An 18,282-nucleotide genomic window follows, 5' to 3' on the forward strand; every position below is an offset into this window, starting at 1 on the left:
CGCCGACTACCTCCCCGGCCGGTGGGCGACCCAGACGGCCCGGGGCCGGGTGTAGCCCTCCACCGCGTGGAGGCCCAGCTCGCGGCCGTACCCGGACTGCCCCATGCCGGAGACGCTGACGGTCTCCTCGGTGTCGCCCCAGGTGTTGACCCAGACCATGCCGGCGCGCAGGTTCCGGCCGAAGTGCTCGGCCCGGTCGGCGTCCGACGTCCAGACGGAGGCCGACAGGCCGTACGCGGTGTCGTGCGCGAGGGCCAGTGCCTCGGCGTCCGTGTCGAACGCGGCGACGGACAGCACCGGGCCGAAGATCTCCTCGCGCCAGGCGCGGCTGTCGGACGGCGCTTCGTCCAGGATCACGGGGTGGACGTGGAACCCGCCGTCGAGGTCGTGCCGCACGCCGGTGGCCTCGGGCGGCAGGACGACGCGCGCGCCCTTCGCCGCCGCCTCCTCGACCACCTCGGCCGCGCGGTCGGCTGCGGCGCGGCTGATCAGGGGGCCGAGGTCGGTGGCGGGGTCCGCGGACCGGCCGACCCGCAGGCCGGCGGCCAGTTTGGCCACGCGGTCGACGAACTCGCCGTGCACGGCCCGGTCGACGACGAGGCGGGAGGCGGCCACGCACATCTGGCCGGTGTTGCCGGTGAATCCGGTGACGACGGCCCGGGCGGCCGCGTCGAGGTCGGCGTCGCGGAAGACCACCACGGGGCTCTTGCCGCCGAGTTCGAGCGAGACGGGCTTGAGGCCGTCGGCGCAGCGGCGTGCGACGTCCCGTCCGGCGGCCGTCGAGCCGGTGAACGACACCATGCCGACGGCCGGGTGCCCGCACAGCAGCCGGCCGGTGCCGGCGCCGCCGTACACGCCGGTGAGCACGCCCTCGGGGAGCAGTTCGCCGGCGCGGTCGACGAGGCGGCGCAGCGAGAGCGGTGTCTCGGGCGCCGGCTTGACCACGACGGTGTTGCCGTACGCGAGGGCCGCGGCGATCTTCCACACGGCGAGGAGCAGGGGGTAGTTGTTCGGCGCGACGGCCGCGACGACGCCGACGGGCACGCGGTCGGTGTACGCGCGCATGCCGGGGCCCGACGGGTGGGTCTCCCCCACCGGGTGGCGGGCCGCCGCCGCGAACCAGTCGAGCACCCGGGCGGCGAAGTCGACCTCGCCGAGTGCCCGTGCCGTGGGCTTGCCGGCGTTGCTCCGCTCCAGTTCCGCGAACACCTCGCGCTCGGCGCGCAGCAGGTCCCCGAGGTTCCGGAGCAGGTCGCCGCGCCGGCTCGGCGAGGTGTCGGCCCACTCGCCGCGGAAGGCCGTGTCCGCGCGGGCCACGGCGTCGTCGACGCCGGACCCGTCGGTGTCCTTCAGGCGGGCGAGGAGACGCCCGGTGGCGGGGTCGAGGACGGCCCGTCCCGTCCCGCTCATCCCAGCGCCTCGGCGTTCCCGGCGAGGCGGAGGTCGGCGTCGATGCCGGCGACCAGGCCGAGGAAGGCCTCGCGGCCCAGGCCCGTGCCGGCGCTGCCCAGCAGGCGGAGGTCGTAGCCGTCGGGGTGCTGCCACCAGGCGTCGCAGGCGCCGTACTCGGCGTCGACGTGGCCGAGGTGGAGGGGGCGGCCGTCGAGGTCGTGGAGCTCCTCGGTGGCGGGGTGCTTCTCGCGGACGGGCGGGAACTCCAGGCGGCCGCCGCCGGTGCGCTGGGCGGTGAGGCGCAGTTCGGCGCCGTCCTGCGAGGCGTAGACGACCTCCAGTTCGCGGACGGCGGCGCCGTCCCCGAAGTTCGCGGCGCTCTCCGCGCGGAACCCGCCGGCGGTCACCGGAACGCCCTGGGCGGCGAGGAAGGCGGCGACGTCGGCGGAGGGGATCCAGTCGCCCTCGTGCTTCTTGTCGCGCCGGTGGAAGGAGAAGACGCCGGTGGGCACGGACACCATGTCGGCCCGGTGCCTGGCCCAGTAGCTCAGCTCGGCGAACGGGGTGGCGAGGATCCGCTCCGCGGCCTCGGGCACGGCGGGGCGCAGCGCCGCGAACAGCGCTACGAGCTCCTCGTCGGTGAACTCGCCTTCGAGCACCGAGAGTTCGACCGTGGTGCGGGCCATCCGGGCGCTGCCGGCCCGGTGCCCCAGGTAGTCGGTGCCGAGCCAGGCGACCCGGCCCTCGCCGATCTCGTACGGCCTGGTCTCGCTGCCCCACAGGCACGGGTGGTCCGCGGCGGGAAAGGCCCAGTCGTAGTGGAACTGCTTGAGGCGCAGCCGGCGCCCACCGCCGGAGATCTCCGTGCGGTATCCGGCCGGGTTGGCATCGCTCCAGGGGGTGCGGCCCTCGGCCTCCACCCGCCCGGGAGGAGCCTCCCTGCGGAGCGTGCCGACGCTGCTGTCGCAGCCCGCGGGCAGCGCGGTCGGCCGCCACACCGTGAAGTTGCACCCGTCCTGGGCCGCCGCCTCGGTGAGCACCGGCGGCACCGGGTCAAGGTCGGCGGCGCGCTCCAGGATCTGCCAGCGCCACGAGGGTACGGGACGGTTCAACATGACTCCTCGGTTCGGTTCTGAACTCCGCGAGGTGGTCGAGCCAGGCGGCGGAGGACGCGAGAAACATCCATTCGCCGACGCCCAGTTCGGCGCGGAGTGCGTCGGGCAGCGGCGGCAGCCCGAAGGGGGTGCCGAGTCCGTCGGCGAGTTCGGTCAGGCGCCGGACGTAGCGGGGGTCGGTGGGGGTGGGGAAGCCCTGCTTGCGGCGGTGCCGTACGGACTCGGGCATCAGGTCGGCGAGCGCCGCCTTGAGCAGGCCCTTGTGGGTGCCGGGCTTGTTGGAGTCCTTGAGGTGCTCGGGGCAGCGGAACGCCAGCTCGGTGAGGGTGACGTCCTGGAAGACGGGCCGGTCCTCCAGGGTGAAGGTCGACGAGGTGGCGTCGACCATGTCGTTGACGTAGACGAGGAAGCGCCGCATCAGGTGGTGGCGGCCGCGCTTGAGCGGCGACGCCGTCTTGATCGCCCGGTACTCGTCCATGGTGCGGGCCCACACCCGGTCGGTGACGACGCTCATGTCGACGTCGAGCTCGTGCGCCATCCAGCTCACGAGCCGGGCCCAGACGGGCCGTTCGTCGGCGTGCAGCCGGTGGGTGAGGTAGTGCCGGCCGTGGATGTACGTGGGGGCGAGCGGGTCGACGACGGGGAAGTAGCGGCCGTCCTGGTACCCCCAGAGCTCGTCGGCGCCGTGGCCGGAGTAGACGACCACCTTCCGGTCGGCGGCGATGGTGCCGTAGAGGTGGTGCATGGCGAGTTCGGCGCCGTGCAGGAGCGGCCGCATGAGCCGGGTGGGCAGGACGGGCACCAGGTCGGCGGCGGCGTGCCGGTCGAGGTCGCAGACGGTCAGCTTCACCCCGAGGTGCTCGGCGACCTCGGTGGCGTAGGCGACGTCGTCGCCCGAGCCGCCGATGCCGTCCTGGTAGCGGAGCACGTATCCGTCGAGGGGGATTCCGGCGGCGGTCAGGCCGGCGGCGATGGCCGTGCTGTCGACGCCGCCGCTGAGGACCGCGGCCCGGGGGACGTCGGACACGGACCGCTGCGCGACGGCCCGGTCGAACGCGGCCCTGATCTCCTCGGGTTCCACCAGGCCGTCCACGGACGCGGGGCGCCAGTAGCGGTGGGTGCGGGTGCGCCCGCCGTCGGCCACCAGGTACTCGGCGGGCTGGAGGGAGCGGACGCCGCGCAGCCAGGTGTGGTCGTCGGCGGCGTCCATCCGGATCCACGAGCGCAGCAGGTACTCCTCGGCGTCGACCTCGGGGGTGATCAGGCCGGTGCGGAGCAGGACCTGCTGCTCGGACGCGAAGAGCAGGCCGCCGTGGGTGAAGGCGTAGAACAGCGGCTTGACGCCGAAGTGGTCGCGGGCCAGCACGACCCGGCCGGTCGAGGTGTCGTGCCAGGCGAGCGCGAACATGCCGTCGAGGGGCCGCAGCGCGTCCCCGGGGTCGTCCTCGCGGCAGACCTGCTGGAGGGCGAACTCGGTGTCGCAGCTGGTGCGGCGCGGCCACAGCGGCGGGGCGGGCGAGCGCGAGCCGTAGACCTCGCCGTTGTGGACGAGGACGACGCGTCCGGTGGGGTCGGCCATCGGCTGGTCGCCGGCGTGGCTGCGGTCGCGGACGGCGAGCCGGGTCGCGCACAGCATGACGGTGCCGCACGCCGAGACGTACGGGGCGCAGGCGCCCTCGCCGCGGTGTGCCATGGCCGCGGTCATGGTCCGGCCGAGCGCGTCGAGCCACGCGGGGTCCCGGCGGCCGTCGAAGCTGACGAAGCCCGCTACACCGCACATGTGCCACTCACCCGACCCGGCTGACGTGTCCGGCCCTGCGGCGTCCGGGCGCGCTCCGCGGGGGCCGCCGGCTCCCGCCACACGCGCCACAGGCCGGCCAGGGCCTCGGTGAAGACGTGCTCGATGCCGTGGTGCCCGCCCTCGTGCTCGCGGTAGGCGTGCGGGACGCCGTGCGCGTCGAGGGCGGCGTGCAGGGCGCGGACGCCCCAGTGCATGCCGTACTCGTCGCGCTGTCCGACGTCGAGGTGGAGCAGGCCGAGCCCGGCGAGCCGGTCGGCGTACCGGGGCAGCATGCGCACCGGGTCGAGGGTGAGCCAGCGCTGCCACACGTCGTCGCGGAACAGCCCGGTCCCGGGGTCGCAGGGCAGCGCGTCCGAGGGGCTCGTGCCGGGCTTCTCGGCGTAGCACATGCCCATCGCGACGATGCTCATCGCGACCATGAAGGGCACGTCGTGCGGGCCGCCGGACCGGCGGGCGAGCAGCCCGTCGACGCCGCCGGCGGCGCGCACGGCGTCGAGGGTGGCGGGCAGCAGCGGCAGGTAGCAGTGCTCGAAGCCGGCGTCGGGCGAGCAGGCGACGACCGACCCGAACAGGTCGGACGTCATGCCCGCCATCAGTGCTCCGTAGCCGCCGCTGGACTTCCCGCCGACGGCGCGCCAGGCGGGTTCGGGGCGGGTCGCGAAGCGCCGGTCGACCTCGGCGACGACCTCGGCGAGGTAGCCGGCGTACGCGCCCGAGGCGGCGGAGTCGAGGTACTGCGAGCCGCCGTAGGCGGTGGTGCAGTCCGGCACGACGAGCAGCGCGGGCGGCACCCGGCCGTCCTCCATCGCCCGCCGCAGCCGGTCGGCGACGGACGCGCCGAAGGCGAGCGCCCGTCCGGTGAGGCTGGGGTGGGCGCCGAAGCCGGGCAGCCAGTACACGACCGGGAAGCGGCGGACGCCGTCGTAGCCGGGCGGCAGGTGCACCTCGATCCGGCGCCGGTACGGGTCTCCCAGCGGGTTGCCGCGCAGGCGGGCGCTCTCGTGGTCGACCAGGACGGTGGCGGGGCCGGGGGCGGCGGGGGCGCTCATGAGCCGGCCCCTTCCCGCAGCGCCCGGTCCACGTGCCGGGTGTAGAACGACGGGTGGTGGAAGACCGCGGACAGCAGGACGCCGTCGCTGGCCCACAGGCCGAAGGAGCTGCCGAACAGCAGGTCGGCGCCGAGCATGGCCTCCAGGGTGCTCGCCGCGATCTCGGTCCAGCCCTCGCCGCCGGCGACGTGGCTCCGGGCCGGGCCCGGGCCGAGCCGGGTCACGCGGCCGGCCACCGGGTCGAGCAGGAAGGCGGTCTCGCCGCCGGTCCCGTCCTCGGCGGCGTCCCCGGCCCCGCCTTCGGCCCCGTCCTCGTACAGCGAGACGACGTGCCGGCCGGCGCCGTCGTCGAGCGCCCGGTACCAGTAGTCGGTCGCCACGAGCCGGTCGAGGACCTCGCGGAGCAGCTCGTCGGCGGGGCGGGTCTGGCTGCCGTACCGGTCGAGCGAGGCGTCGAACGGCGGGACCGGCGTGCCGGGTTCGAGCCGCACCTCGGCGTAGACCTCGTCGAAGTCGTACGCGTCGGGGGCGACGGGCCCCTCGGTCAGGACGGCCTTGCCGTCCGCCACCTCGATGACCTGCCCCGGGCCCCACAGCAGGCCGTCGCGGCCCAGCTCGTCGAGGCGCGCGAGGGCCTCGGTCGGGGTGAAGGGGAACATCGTCCGGTTGCACCAGGAGTAGTCGCGCTCGCCGTCGCCGCTGACCCGCCAGCCGAACGAGGAGGGCACGGTGACGGTCGCGGGCAGCGTCCCGACGTACCGGTCGAAGTTGGCGACGGCGCGGGCGCGGACTGCGTCCGGGTCGGTCAGGGCGCGCCGCTCGGTGAGCACGCCGGGCGGCGAGACGCTGTGCGCGGGGACGAACACGGCGTCGAGGCGCGGCGCGTCGTCGCGCTGGAAGGCCGCGACGGTCGCCTCGTGCAGGAGGGCGTCCCCGCAGAGCATGACGGAGGCGTCGGCGGTCTCCACGAGCACGCTCATCTCGGGGAACGACACGGCCGACGGGAACGTCCTGAGGGTCGCGCCGCCCAGGGTGACGGTGTCGCCCGGCGTCACGGGGTGCAGGCGCTCGAAGCCGAAGCGGCGGAGCGTCCAGGCGATGGCCTGGTGCCCGAGCCCGGAGGCGGTCAGCTGCGGCGGCACCGGGCCGGCCGGGTAGACGCAGGTGACGCCGGAGCTCTGGCGCGGGCTGTCGTCGAAGTCCACGTCGGCGCCGTCGACGAGCCGGAGCAGCGACGGGAAGTGGTGGTGGTCGTAGTGGTGGTGGCTGAGGACCACGTAGTCGACGCCCTCGTCGAGGACCCGGCGGACCAGGTCGTCGGGCAGCGGCGGGTGGTGCTCCCAGAAGCGGTCGAGGCGCTGGGTGAGCCACGGGTCGAAGAGGATCCGCTCCGTGCCGGTCTCGACGAGGACCGCGGCGTGGCCGAGCGAGGTGAGGCGCATCAGCCGGCCGCCTCGTACACGCAGCGGAAGCCGACCTCCATGTGCCGGTCGGTGATGAGGTCCTTGCCCCGGTAGAACGTGGTGAGGCAGGCCGGCGGCGACGTCCAGGTGCCGCCGCGCAGGACGTGGAAGGCGTCCTTGCGGTTCATGAAGTCCAGCGGGTGGCGGCCCTTGAAGAAGGGGTCCATGTCCTCGCCGGTGTAGAAGTTGGTCCGGGTGAGTTCCCAGACGTTGCCCGAGGTCTGGAGCACGCCGTACGGGCTGGCGCCCTCCGGGAGCGCGTCGGCGGCCAGCACCGGGTGGGCCGGGCTCTCGCCCTGCTCGACGGTGACGAGCAGGGCCTCCAGGGAGTCGAGGTCGGCGACGTTCTCGCCGAAGGACCGCTCGACGTAGTTCACCCGGGACGGGTCCCAGTCGTCGCCCCACGGGAAGCGGCGGCCGTCGGTGCCGCGCGCGGCCTTCTCCCACTGGTTCTCGCTGGGCAGCGCGCCGCCGGCCCACTTCGCGAAGGCGTAGCCGTCGTACCAGTCGACGCCGACGACGGGCTGGTCCGGCGCGTTGAAGCGCCGGTCGTGCCAGTGCGCGGGGCGGTGCGACCGCTCCTCCGGCTGGTCGGGGTGGTCGAACTCGCCGGAGTCGCCGACCTCTTCGAGGAACTCGCGGTAGCGGGCGTTGGTCACCGTCGTCCGGTCGACGAGGAACGGGGGCACGTCGACGGCGCTCAGCGTCAGGTCGTCGGTCAGCATCCGGAAGGCGTCGGTCTCCTCGACGGCACCCATGATCGCCGGGCCGCCGGGCACCAGGACGACGTCGGCGTTGCGCCGGGGCCGCCGGCGCGCGGCCTCGATCCGGGCCCGCATGTCGGAGAAGTACTCGTCCTCCAGGCGGCGCAGCTCGGCGGAGTCGCGGGTGCCGAACACGCTGATGAGGGCGCGCTTGGTGAGCGCCGCGCCGCAGCCGACGGGCTTGCGCGCCCAGCCCGGCTTGGTGAAGTTGCTGGGCCAGCCCGAGATGCGGATGAGGTCGGGGACGGCGGCCGCGATGCGGTACTCGGTGATGACCTTCAGGGCGGTGAACGCGACCCAGTCGACGGTGTCGTGCGTCGAGGCGGCGACGGCCGAGTCGGCCGCGGGGTCGCCCGCGTGGTGCTCGGCGAGCAGCCGTACGGCGCCGGCGCGCACCGGCCACTCGGGGTGCGTGATGGCGAGGGTGGCGAGGAGCGGCACCCCGTCGGCGGCCCTGCCCTTCGCGCGGGCCAGTTCGAGGACCCGTTCCACCGACGCCCAGTAGCGGTCGTCGGTGGATTCGTCGATCACCAGCATGTCGGCGGGAATGTCGATGACGTGGGAAACGCGATTACCTACCATCTCAACCTCTCTCTCGGGACGGTGGACGACGAGCCGCCCGTACGGAATGCGAATCCGTACGGGCGGCGCAATTCGCTGGGTCAGCGGATTACCACTTGCTGGTCTCCTGCTGCGCGTCACGGGTCTCCATGAAGGTACCGTCGCTCATTGTGAACTCCCTCCGGTATTCCGATTCATGCGGTCGGTCGACCTCATGCCGAGAAGCTTAGGCAGGGCCTCGAAGGCGCTACAACGGAAAAGGCCGCGAACGCCGAAAGAGAGCATTCTGCGATATATCAGGGGGAGGTTCGCGGCCGTCCGACACCAGGAGAGAGGACACGAAGAATGGTCGACACCGAATCCCGTGACCTGCGGGAGAACGGATTCACCCAGCTCCCCGCGCTCGCCACCGGCGACGCGCTCGACCGGCTCCGGCGGGCCGTCGGCCGACTGGAGGAGCTCGCCCGCGAACGCACGGTCTCCAGCGGCGACTTCGTCCTGGAGGCGCCCGGCATCGGCGGCTGGGCGGCCTGGCAGCAGGGGGCGGGGGCGCTCGCCGGGGTGCTCCGCTCGGCGGACCGCATCCACGAGCACGTCCCGGAGTTCGACGCCGTGCAGCGGTCCCTCGGCCTGGCCGACGGGCCGGTCGCCCGGGCCGCCGGCGGGCACCCGGGCACGCTGGTCAACGCCTTCCTGTGGGCCAAGCCGCCCGTGGTGGGCTCGGCGAAGCCCTGGCACCAGGACCTGGCGTTCGCGCCGCCCGGCTTCGGCGCGGACGCGCACGGCATCGTGACGGTCTGGGTCGCGCTCGAACGGGCCACCCCGCGCAACGGCTGCCTGGAGTTCCTGCCCGGCTCGCACCTGCTCGGGCTGCTCCCGCACACCGGGGACCGCGAGCGGCTGCCGGGCGAGGCGCCGCTGCGGGCGGCCGTCGAGCCGCACGTCGCGGACGCGGACCTGCCCGCCGTCGAGCCGGTGGCCGTGCCCCTCGCGCCCGGCTCGGCCGTCCTGTTCGACGGCCTGGTGGTGCACCGCTCGGCGCCCAACACGACGGCGGCGGAGCCCCGTACGGCCGTCAGCTTCGTCTACCGGGTGCCGCGCCCCGCCTGGTCGCGCAGCACACCGGCCGCCGTCCGCGCCTGATGTTCGACCGCGGATCGGCAGCGGTCGAACGGTGGCGCGGTCGGCGGCCGGTCGGGGCCCGGTCGAACGGCGGTCAGGAGCCGTCGAGGCCGTAGAACCCGACGCCGTCGAGGTGCCGGATGGTGTTCAGGTCGCGCTGCACGACCTCGTCAAGGTCGTGCAGCAGCGTCACGATCACCGGGTACGTGAGGTCGTCGACCGTCCTGCGGAGGTCCTGGCCCGGCTTCACCAGGGTCGCCAGGGCGTGGAAGCCCTCCAGGCGCTCGATCTCCTCGATCCCCCGGTACTCCCGGAGCACCCCCTCCACCGGCGAGACCATGCCGGCGATCGCGCAGTACCGCTTCACCTCGTACGGGGTCCCCGCGTGCGCGTGGAACCGTTCGGGCCGCAGGAAGGCCTCGACCGTCCGGTCCAGCTGCGAGGAGCCGGTGCCGAGGGCGGCGGCGGCGGGGATGCCGCCGCCGGCGATCCGGGCGCCGACCTCGACGAGGCAGGGCCCGTCCGGGGTCATCCTGATCTCCAGGTGCGCGGGTCCGTGCCGGATGCCGAGGGCGTCGAGGACCTGGAAGCCGTATTCGGTGAGCGGCGCGACGACCCGGCTGCCGGAGTCGACGAGGGACAGGGCGTCGCAGAGGTCGACGACGCCGTTCGCGCTGACCCGGCCGGTCCGCCAGACGTCGCACACGTGGTGGCGGCCGTCCCGGCTCACGGTGTTGACCATGTACTCGGTGCCCGCCAGGTACTCCTGGGCCACGGCCCCCCGGTTGGGCTCGTCGAAGACGTCGTCGGCGTCGGCGAGGGACCGGTAGGCGGCGACGGACTCCTCCGGCGTGTCGCAGAAGGAGACGCCCTGGCTGCCGGCGCTGCGCGGCGGCTTCACCACGACCCGGCCGCCGAGCTCGCGGTGCCAGGCGGCGAGTTCGTCCGCGTCGGTGGCCCGCAGCTGCCGGGCCGCGCGGAGCCCGGCGGCCCGCAGGGTCTCGATCATCAGGTGCTTGTCGCGGCGCGCGGCGCTGAGGGCGGTGCCGTTGCCGGGCAGGCCGAGCCGCTCCGCGAGCAGGTCCGCGAGCTCCACGCCGATCTCGCCGCCCGAGATCACCGCGATCGGCGCGAACCCCGCGATCGCGTCGGCCGTGGCCGCGACGTCGCCCTCGTGGACGATGTCGGCGACGAAGTCGTCGGGAACGTGCGGGGCCGACCGGTAGACGTACGGCACGTGGCGCGTGCTCTGCACGCGGACGACGGAGCACCCCTGCTCCCGGAATTCCAGAACGAGCGAACGGACCGCGGCATAGGCATCGACCATCACGATGCACGGGCGGCCCTCTATGGCTGCTGTCATGTGTTCAAGATAGACAGACATCCCCTTGGCCGAAATCCGTTCAGCTCTGCCATCCTCCAGCCCTGGAGGGATACTTCATGACGTTATTTCCCGCGGCATTCCGGTCGCCTCATTTCACTCCCGCGCTGCTGTTCGTCAACACGTGCGGGAGTTTTCTGCTTCTCGTGAGCCTGTCCACCCGCGTCGGCTCGGAGACCGGCTCGGGGCTGCTGGCCGGCGCCGTCCTGAGCGCCCCGTGGCTGCCCGCGCTGCTGCTCGCCGCACCGCTCAACCGGCTGCTCGCCCGGCGCGCCCCGGAGCGGCTGATCCGGCTGGCCGAGCCCGCGAGCCTGCTGCTCACCGCCGCCGCGCTCGCGTCCCCGGGCCCCGCGCTGCTCGCCGTCGCCACCGGGCTCGTCCTGGTCCGCGGCTTCTTCGAGGCGGTCACCCGCTCGGCCACCGCCGTCGTGCTGCGCGGCGCGGTCCCGGTCGACCGGCTCGACCGGGCCAACACCGTCGCCGAGATAGGGAAGTTGACCGGCCTGAGCGTCGGCGCCGCGCTGGCCGGGCCGGCCGGGTCCGTCCTCTCGCTGCGGGGCCTGATCGCCGTGAACGCGGCGACCCTCGTGCTCTCCGCACTGCTCGCCTGGGCGCTGCCGGCGTCCGGGGTCACGGCCTCCGGGGAGAAGGACGGCGAGCGGGCCGCGGCCGACACCCGGCTGCGGGTCGAGGACCCGGTGGTGCGCCGGCTGTTCGCCCGGTTCCTGCTCGTGGCGTTCTGGCAGGGCTTCCACACGGTGGCCGTCACCGTGGTCCCGCTCCACCTCCTGGACGGCGGGACCCGCCTGGTGGGCGTGTTCGTCGCGATGTCGGCGCTCGCGATCTTCGCGGGTTCGCTCGCCGCGCTGCCGGCGCAGCAGTACCTCGACCGGGTCCCGTCGGCCGTCTGGGCGGTGCTGCCCATGGCGCCGCTGCTCGCCGCGGTCCTGATCGGCCGCACGGCGCCGACGCTGGTGCTGTACGCGGTGTTCCTGGTGCTCTTCGAGGTTGCCTTCGTGCACTTCAACAACCGGCTGCTCGCCGCGGCCTCCGCCGAGGAGCTGTCGTCGGTGGTGACCCTGCGGGCGACCCTGCTGCCCTCCGGCGTGGCGGTGTCGATCCTGGTCATGGGCGCGCTCTGCGATCTCGCGGGCCCCGTACCGGCGGCGTTCGCGGTCGCCGCCGTCACGCTCCTGGTCACCGCCGCAACCGGTGGCACCCGGCAAATCTGGAGAAGACCCGTACCGGACGCGTGAGCATGATGATCAGGACCGGCAAGGGCGGAGTACCCCCAGACTCGCCCGGCCCCGAAGCGAAGGCGGTCCGTCATGCGTGTGCTCATTGTGCCGTTTCCCTTTAAGACGCACCTGTTCAACCTGATTCCGCTGGCCTGGTCGCTGCAGACCGCGGGCCACGAGGTACGGATGGCCGGCTGGCCCGACCTCCTCGACGTCGTCACCGGGGCCGGGCTCACCGGCATCAGCGTCGGACCGGGCGAGACCGCCGAGGTGCGGAGGCAGCGGGACCAGCGCGACCAGCGGAAGAAGGCGGCGGCACCTGCGGCCGGCGGCGCGGCGCCGGGAGGACCGGGCGGACCGGGGCAGGGCGGCGGTCTCGACCCGCTGTTCGACGTCCGGCCCGACCGCGACCGGCTGAGCTGGGAGCAGGCCACCGGGGTCTTCGAGAACCTGGTGCTGCCCCAGGCCCGGCGGTCCAACGACACGATGATGGACGACGTGGTCGGCTTCGCACTCGACTGGAAGCCCGATCTGGTGCTCTGGGGCGCGAAGGCGTTCGCGGGCGCGGTGGCCGCCGCCGCGGTCGGCGCGGCGCACGCCCGGGTGCTGTACTCGGTGGACGTCTACAGCCGGATGCGCGAGGACTTCCTGCACGCGCAGCGGCAGCAGCCGCCGGAGGACCGCGCCGACGGCCTGCGCGACTGGCTGTCCGGCTGGGCGGAGAAGTACGGCGTCGAGTTCTCCGAGGACCTGGTGAACGGCCAGTTCACCATCGACCCGCTGCCCGGGGCGTTCCGCCCCGACTCCCGTCCGACGACGCTCCCCATGCAGTTCGTGCCGTACAACGGCCCCACTGTGGTGCCGCGTTGGCTGGCCGAGCCGCCGCGGGCCCCGCGGGTCCTGATGACGTTCGGCGACGCGGTGAACGACGGGCCGGTGCGGCAGTTGCTTCCCGTCGAGAAGATCCAGGAGATCCTCGACTCGGTCGGCGACCTGGAGATGGAGCTGGTGCTCACGCTGCCGCGGGAGTCCCAGGACAAGCTGAGCCGGGTGCCGGACAACACCCGCCTGGTGGAGTCCGTGCCGCTCGCCGACGTCCTGCCGACCTGCACGGCCATGGTGCACCACGGCGGGACCTGGTCGTTCGGCTGCGCGCTGCGCTACGGCGTCCCCCAGCTGCTCGTCAGCCGGGCGTTCGACGTGCCGCTGAAGCTCCAGTGCCTGGAGCGGTCGGGGGCGGGGCTCGCCATGAAGCCCGCCGAGGTGGACGGGCCCGGGGTCCGCGCCGCGATCGTCCGGCTCATCGAGGACGAGACGCTGCGGGCCAACGCCCGGCGGCTGCGCCTGGAAGTCCTCACGATGCCCGCGCCCAACGAAATCGCGCGCACCCTGGCCCAGTTGGTGGACGCCCACCGGGCCGGCGCGACCGGCGCCGTGCGCTGAGACGGAGCGGCGCCCACCGGGCGAAGCCTTCCCGGAGAGCGCCGCTTCCTTTCGTCACGGAGACCACGGACCCCGCATGTCTCGCTCATGCGGGGTCCGTCCGCGTCCCGCACGTCTCGCTCGTGCGGGGCGCGTCCGCGTCCGCTCAGGCGCCGGCCGGCACCGGGTCGGGAGCCGCCGCGCAGGTGGCGTCGACACCCCACTTGGAGGCGGGCCGGGTGCCGTCCCTCAGGTAGTCGCTGAGGTAGGCGTTGAGGCAGGTGTTGCCGTTCGCCGACAGGGCGGCGCCGACGCTGTGGCCGCCCTTCTCCAGGATGAAGCGGGAGTTGGGGAAGCGCAGGTGCGTGTCGTAGGCGCCGATGACGCCGTGCGCGGCGTCGAACTCGGGCTGCACGATCAGGACGTCCACCGAGGGGTTGCCGACCTGCACGGGCGTCTGGGAGGCCGCCGGCCAGAAGGCGCACGGAGCGGTGTACCAGGCGTTGTTCCAGGTCAGGAACGTGGTGCCGGTGGCATACTGGGCGGAGTAGGCCGCGCTGTACGCGCTCCAGTCCCGCGACCACGGGCCGTCGGTGCAGTTGACCGCGTTGGTCATGGTGTGGCGGTTCTGGTGCGGGAAGCCCGGGTCGGAGAAGTTGGCCTTCAGCGACGTCGGGTCGTTGTTGACGGCGAAGTCCGAGAGGATCTTCGCGCGGTTCAGCCAGATCCAGTGGCGGTAGACGACCGGCTCGAAGACGTCGGCCCACTCCGCCGGGCCTATCTTGCCGTCGACGGGCGCGGTGCGGAGGCGGTCCTGGGCCGCGTAGTACTTCGCCTCGACCTGGGCGGCGGTGGTGCCCAGGTGGTAGACCGAGTCGTACTTGGCGACCCAGGCGAAGAAGATGCCGGCGTTCTGCTCGCTCGTGAAGTTCTTCCCGAGCTGGTTCAGGAAGCCGACGCCGCTCGGGCTCGGCACGCTGTCGACGATCAGCCGCTGGACCCGGTTCGGGTACAGGGTGGCGTAGACGGAGCCGAGGTAGCCGGCCCAGTCGGTGCCGAAGTAGGTGATCTTCTCCTGGCCGAGCGCGATGCGCATCTGCTCCAGGTCGCGCGCGGAGTCCTTGGTGGTGAGGTGGTCGAGCACGTCGCCGTACTGCTGTCCGCAGCTCTCGGCGTACGCGCGGGCCCGGTCCACCAGGGCCTGCTCGGCGGCGGCCGAGGCCGGGACGGGATCGGGCAGCGCCTGGCCCGGGTTGATGTAGGTCGGGTCGCAGACGATCGCCGGCTCGCTGGCGCCGACGCCGCGCGGGTCGAAGCCGATGAAGTCGTAGGCCGCGCCGACGTCCGCCGCGAGGCCGGTGGTGCCCTTGGCGTAGCGGGTGGGCAGGTCGCGGGCGATCGGGCCGGGCCACTGGCCGCGGTGCAGGATCACGACGCCCTTGTAGTCCGCTTCGGCGACGGTGTGCTTGGCCCGGGTCAGTGCCAGACTGATCTTCCGGCCCTCGGGCTGGCTGTAGTCGAGCGGCACCTGGACCGTGCCGCACTCGAGGCCCTTGAGCATGGCCCCGAGGATCGGATCGTTCTCCGGACACGGCGACCAGGCCATGCTTGCGGCCGGCGTGACCGTCTCCACCGCCGCCACCGGGGTGACGGCCGGACCCACCAGGCCGGTCACGATCACCGTTGTGACCAATGCGAGCTTCTTCACGTGATTCCCCTTCTGGATGCAACGCGCTCGCAGCCTGACAAGGCCCTCTGCAATTCCGGTCAAAGATGGCTGGAATCCCACTTGAGTGAGCAAGAACGGAGAAGCATCCGGAGAGGGGTTTTCCCTAGCATGCGGAAACACGATCCCGACCTAGGAGTGATCATGTCCCACCCCGGCACCCAGGGAATCAAGACGGTGCTGCACCCCGTCAAGGACCTGGCGACGGCCAAGACCGTGTACACCGCGCTGCTCGGCGTCGAACCGCAGACCGACGAGGACTTCTACGTCGGCTTCGACGTCGCGGGGCAGCACATCGGCCTGGTCCCCGGGGCGGGCACGCAGGGCATGGCGTCCCCGGTCGCCTACTGGCACGTGCCGGACATCGAGGCGAAGTTGGCCGAGGTGATCGCGGCCGGCGCCGTCGTGCAGAACCCCGCCGCCGAGGTCGGCGGCGGCCGTCTCGTGGCCACCGTCACCGACGTCGACGGGAACGTCCTCGGCCTCCTCCAGGAGCGCTGACGCCCAGGCCCCCGCCCGCAGCGCCCCCGCGGCCGCCACATCCCCATACCGCTCGCATCCCCCTGGATTCCCGCTCGAATTCCCCTCAAGCCCCCCGCGAGGAGAATTCGAGGGGGATTCGAGCGTGCCCGCCTAAGCTCGCCGGATGGGGCCGGGCAAGGGCGGCCCCATCCGGAGAGATGGAGAGACCATGAGCAAGGACACCGGGACGGACGCGCGCTCCACCGAGCCGCACGTCGCCGACCGTCACGACCTGATCCGCGTGCACGGGGCACGGGTGAACAACCTCAAGGACGTCAGCGTCGAGCTCCCCAAGCGCAGACTGACGGTGTTCACCGGGGTGTCCGGCTCGGGCAAGAGCTCCCTCGTGTTCGGCACGATCGCCGCCGAGTCCCAGCGGATGATCAACGAGACGTACAGCGCCTTCGTCCAGGGCTTCATGCCGTCGATCGCCCGCCCCGAGGTCGACGTCCTCGAAGGGCTGACGACCGCGATCGTCGTCGACCAGCAGCGCCTCGGCGCCGACCCCCGCTCCACGGTCGGCACCGCCACCGACACCAACGCGATGCTCCGCATCCTCTTCAGCCGCCTGGGCACGCCGCACGTCGGCCCGCCCAGCGCGTTCGCCTTCAACGTCCCCAAGCGGGTCGCCAGCGGCGCCATGAGCATCGACAAGGGCAAGGGCGAGAAGCTCGTCGTCACCAAGGCCGTCTACCACGGCGGCATGTGCGCCCGCTGCGAGGGCCGCGGCACCGCGAACGACATCGACCTCACCCAGCTGTACGACGACTCGAAGGCGCTCGGCGACGGCGCGCTCACCATCCCCGGCTGGAAGCAGGACAGCTTCTGGACCACCCGCGTCTACACCGACTCGGGCGTCCTCGACCCGAAGAAGCCGATCCGCGACTTCACCGCCGACGAGATGGCGGAGTTCCTCCACGGCGAGACGCGCAAGGTCAAGGTCGACGGCGTCAACCTCACCTACGAGGGCCTGATCCCGAAGATCCGGAAGTCCATGCTCTCCAAGGACAAGGACTCCCTCCAGCCGCACATCCGGGCGTTCGTGGAGCGCGCGGTCACCTTCACCTCGTGTCCCGAGTGCGGCGGCTCGCGGCTCAGCGAGGAGGCCAGGTCGTCGAAGATCGACGGCATCAGCATCGCCGACGCCTGCGCGATGGAGATCAGGGACCTGGCCGCGTGGATCCGCGGCCTCGACGAGCCGTCGGTCGCGCCGCTGCTCGCCAAGCTGCTGCACACCCTGGACTCGATCGTCCGGATCGGCCTCGGCTACCTCTCCCTGGACCGCCCCGCGGGCACCCTGTCGGGCGGCGAGGGCCAGCGGATCAAGATGATCCGCCACCTCGGCTCCTCGCTCACCGACACCACGTACGTGTTCGACGAGCCCACCACCGGGCTCCACCCGTACGACATCAGCCGGATGAACGACCTGCTCCTGGAACTGCGGAACAAGGGCAACACGGTCCTCGTCGTCGAGCACAAGCCCGAGACGATCGCCATCGCCGACCACATCGTCGACATCGGCCCGCGCGCGGGCTCCGGCGGCGGCCAGGTGATGTTCGAGGGCTCCCTCGACGGGCTGCGCGCCAGCGGCACGGTCACCGGCCGCCACTTCGACGACCGCGCCGCCGTCAAGGACACCGTGCGCAAGGCGAACGGGCACCTGGAGATCCGCGGCGCCCGGACGCACAACCTGCAGGACGTCGACGTCGACATCCCGCTCGGCGTGCTCTGCGTGGTCACCGGCGTCGCCGGCTCCGGCAAGAGCTCGCTGATCCACGGCTCGGTGGCGCGCCGCGAGGGCGTGGTCTCCGTCGACCAGACGCCGATCAAGGGCTCGCGCCGCAGCAACCCGGCGACGTACACCGGGCTGCTCGACCCGATCCGGAACGCCTTCGCCAAGGCCAACGGCGTGAAGCCGGCCCTGTTCAGCCCCAACTCCGAGGGCGCCTGCCCCACCTGCAACGGCGCCGGCGTCATCTACACCGACCTGGCGATGATGGCCGGCGCGGCCACCACCTGCGAGGACTGCGAGGGCAAGCGGTTCGAGGCGTCGGTCCTCGAACACCGCTTCGGCGGCCGCGACATCAGCGAGGTCCTCGCGATGCCGGTCGACGAGGCGAAGGACTTCTTCGGCGCCGGCGAGACCCGCGTCCCCGCCGCCCTCCGCATCCTGGAGCGCCTCTCCGACGTCGGCCTCGGCTACCTCGACATCGGCCGGCCGCTCACCACCCTGTCGGGCGGCGAGCGCCAGCGGCTCAAGCTGGCCACGCACATGGCGGAGAAGGGCGGCGTCTACGTCCTCGACGAGCCGACCACCGGCCTCCACCTCGCCGACGTGGAGAACCTGCTCGGACTGCTCGACCGCCTCGTCGACTCCGGCAAGTCGGTCATCGTCATCGAGCACCACCAGGCAGTGATGGCGCACGCCGACTGGATCGTCGACGTCGGCCCCGGCGCCGGTCAGGAAGGCGGCCGGGTCGTCTTCGAGGGCACGCCCGCCGCACTCGTGGAGAACCGCTCGACCCGCACCGGCGAGCACCTGGCCATGTACGTCGGCAAGCAGTAACACCGGCCTGAATCAAGGGGGTTGGCAGCGGGAAACGTCCCGCCGCCAACCCCCCGCGGTTTTTCAGCGGTTGAACCCGCAATCTGAAAGATGCCCCTCATCAGGCGTTTCTTTAGCGTGAATTGCATGCCATCCGCCCCCCTCATCGAAAAGGGTTAAG

General features: G+C 72.8%; 13 protein-coding genes. 5 read left to right on the forward strand and 8 right to left on the reverse strand.

From position 1 onward, the window contains the following. Nucleotides 1–6 precede the first annotated feature (6 nt). The 6 genes from ACIQFX_RS12335 to ACIQFX_RS12360 are packed head-to-tail and all read right to left on the reverse strand — an operon-like array spanning nt 7 to nt 8,166. Nucleotides 7–1,410 (reverse strand): aldehyde dehydrogenase family protein, encoded by a 1,404-nt coding sequence (locus ACIQFX_RS12335; protein ID WP_402461402.1) that lies wholly within the window; start codon nt 1,408–1,410, stop codon nt 7–9. Beyond that, on the reverse strand, nt 1,407–2,507 hold the full coding sequence (locus tag ACIQFX_RS12340) for a hypothetical protein (protein ID WP_402461404.1): 1,101 nt from the start codon (nt 2,505–2,507) through the stop codon (nt 1,407–1,409). The genes ACIQFX_RS12335 and ACIQFX_RS12340 overlap by 4 nt, the downstream gene beginning before the upstream one ends. After that, the gene (locus ACIQFX_RS12345) at nt 2,446–4,287 is read right to left on the reverse strand and encodes an asparagine synthetase B family protein (protein WP_402461406.1); all 1,842 of its coding nucleotides are present in this window, start codon (nt 4,285–4,287) and stop codon (nt 2,446–2,448) included. The genes ACIQFX_RS12340 and ACIQFX_RS12345 overlap by 62 nt, the downstream gene beginning before the upstream one ends. Continuing rightward, complete coding sequence (locus ACIQFX_RS12350) at nt 4,275–5,357, reverse strand: alpha/beta hydrolase-fold protein (RefSeq protein ID WP_402461408.1); 1,083 nt, start codon at nt 5,355–5,357, stop codon at nt 4,275–4,277. Before ACIQFX_RS12350 ends, ACIQFX_RS12345 begins: the two co-directional genes overlap by 13 nt. Beyond that, nucleotides 5,354–6,799, reverse strand: a complete 1,446-nt coding sequence (locus tag ACIQFX_RS12355; protein ID WP_402461410.1) for an MBL fold metallo-hydrolase — start codon at nt 6,797–6,799, stop codon at nt 5,354–5,356. The genes ACIQFX_RS12350 and ACIQFX_RS12355 overlap by 4 nt, the downstream gene beginning before the upstream one ends. Then, nucleotides 6,799–8,166: an SUMF1/EgtB/PvdO family nonheme iron enzyme gene (locus ACIQFX_RS12360; protein ID WP_402461412.1), complete on the reverse strand. Its 1,368-nt coding sequence runs from the start codon at nt 8,164–8,166 to the stop codon at nt 6,799–6,801. The genes ACIQFX_RS12355 and ACIQFX_RS12360 overlap by 1 nt, the downstream gene beginning before the upstream one ends. 324 nt (nt 8,167–8,490) lie before the next feature. On the opposite strand from ACIQFX_RS12360, the gene ACIQFX_RS12365 reads away from it, so the two are divergent. Continuing rightward, nucleotides 8,491–9,288, forward strand: coding sequence for a phytanoyl-CoA dioxygenase family protein (locus tag ACIQFX_RS12365; RefSeq protein ID WP_402461413.1), 798 nt, complete (start codon nt 8,491–8,493; stop codon nt 9,286–9,288). Nucleotides 9,289–9,361: 73 nt separating this feature from the next. Here ACIQFX_RS12365 and ACIQFX_RS12370 read toward each other — a convergent pair whose 3' ends face one another. Beyond that, nucleotides 9,362–10,630 (reverse strand): ATP-grasp domain-containing protein, encoded by a 1,269-nt coding sequence (locus tag ACIQFX_RS12370; RefSeq protein WP_402461414.1) that lies wholly within the window; start codon nt 10,628–10,630, stop codon nt 9,362–9,364. A gap of 77 nt (nt 10,631–10,707) precedes the next feature. Here ACIQFX_RS12370 and ACIQFX_RS12375 point away from each other — a divergent pair, with 77 nt between their 5' ends. Together ACIQFX_RS12375 and ACIQFX_RS12380 are read left to right on the forward strand one after the other, a co-directional pair. After that, the gene (locus ACIQFX_RS12375; protein WP_402461416.1) at nt 10,708–11,904 is read left to right on the forward strand and encodes an MFS transporter; all 1,197 of its coding nucleotides are present in this window, start codon (nt 10,708–10,710) and stop codon (nt 11,902–11,904) included. A 72-nt stretch (nt 11,905–11,976) separates the two neighbouring features. After that, entirely contained in the window at nt 11,977–13,329 is a 1,353-nt protein-coding gene (locus tag ACIQFX_RS12380; RefSeq protein WP_402461418.1) for a nucleotide disphospho-sugar-binding domain-containing protein, read from the forward strand. A gap of 145 nt (nt 13,330–13,474) precedes the next feature. Here the strand turns inward: ACIQFX_RS12380 and ACIQFX_RS12385 are convergent, their stop codons facing one another. After that, entirely contained in the window at nt 13,475–15,016 is a 1,542-nt protein-coding gene (locus tag ACIQFX_RS12385; protein ID WP_402461420.1) for an alpha/beta fold hydrolase, read from the reverse strand. 162 nt (nt 15,017–15,178) lie between these two features. Here ACIQFX_RS12385 and ACIQFX_RS12390 point away from each other — a divergent pair, with 162 nt between their 5' ends. Both ACIQFX_RS12390 and ACIQFX_RS12395 read left to right on the forward strand, forming a co-directional pair. Beyond that, nucleotides 15,179–15,535, forward strand: coding sequence for a VOC family protein (locus ACIQFX_RS12390; RefSeq protein WP_376490726.1), 357 nt, complete (start codon nt 15,179–15,181; stop codon nt 15,533–15,535). 190 nt (nt 15,536–15,725) lie between these two features. Next, the gene (locus tag ACIQFX_RS12395) at nt 15,726–18,122 is read left to right on the forward strand and encodes an ATP-binding cassette domain-containing protein (protein ID WP_402461422.1); all 2,397 of its coding nucleotides are present in this window, start codon (nt 15,726–15,728) and stop codon (nt 18,120–18,122) included. The last annotated feature ends 160 nt before the right edge of the window (nt 18,123–18,282 follow it).

It is taken from the genome of Streptomyces sp. NPDC093089, from assembly GCF_044754405.1.
Lineage (GTDB): Bacteria > Actinomycetota > Actinomycetes > Streptomycetales > Streptomycetaceae > Streptomyces.

Bases quoted from the DNA above. Each gene is read 5' to 3' on its own strand.
- ACIQFX_RS12355 (WP_402461410.1), bottom strand. From the start codon at position 6,799: ATGCGCCTCACCTCGCTCGGCCACGCCGCGGTCCTCGTCGAGACCGGC.
- ACIQFX_RS12390 (WP_376490726.1), top strand. From the start codon at position 15,179: ATGTCCCACCCCGGCACCCAGGGAATCAAGACGGTGCTGCACCCCGTC.
- ACIQFX_RS12395 (WP_402461422.1), top strand. From the start codon at position 15,726: ATGAGCAAGGACACCGGGACGGACGCGCGCTCCACCGAGCCGCACGTC.
- ACIQFX_RS12375 (WP_402461416.1), top strand. From the start codon at position 10,708: ATGACGTTATTTCCCGCGGCATTCCGGTCGCCTCATTTCACTCCCGCG.
- ACIQFX_RS12380 (WP_402461418.1), top strand. From the start codon at position 11,977: ATGCGTGTGCTCATTGTGCCGTTTCCCTTTAAGACGCACCTGTTCAAC.
- ACIQFX_RS12360 (WP_402461412.1), bottom strand. From the start codon at position 8,166: ATGGTAGGTAATCGCGTTTCCCACGTCATCGACATTCCCGCCGACATG.
- ACIQFX_RS12345 (WP_402461406.1), bottom strand. From the start codon at position 4,287: ATGTGCGGTGTAGCGGGCTTCGTCAGCTTCGACGGCCGCCGGGACCCC.
- ACIQFX_RS12335 (WP_402461402.1), bottom strand. From the start codon at position 1,410: ATGAGCGGGACGGGACGGGCCGTCCTCGACCCCGCCACCGGGCGTCTC.
- ACIQFX_RS12350 (WP_402461408.1), bottom strand. From the start codon at position 5,357: ATGAGCGCCCCCGCCGCCCCCGGCCCCGCCACCGTCCTGGTCGACCAC.
- ACIQFX_RS12340 (WP_402461404.1), bottom strand. From the start codon at position 2,507: ATGTTGAACCGTCCCGTACCCTCGTGGCGCTGGCAGATCCTGGAGCGC.
- ACIQFX_RS12370 (WP_402461414.1), bottom strand. From the start codon at position 10,630: ATGACAGCAGCCATAGAGGGCCGCCCGTGCATCGTGATGGTCGATGCC.
- ACIQFX_RS12365 (WP_402461413.1), top strand. From the start codon at position 8,491: ATGGTCGACACCGAATCCCGTGACCTGCGGGAGAACGGATTCACCCAG.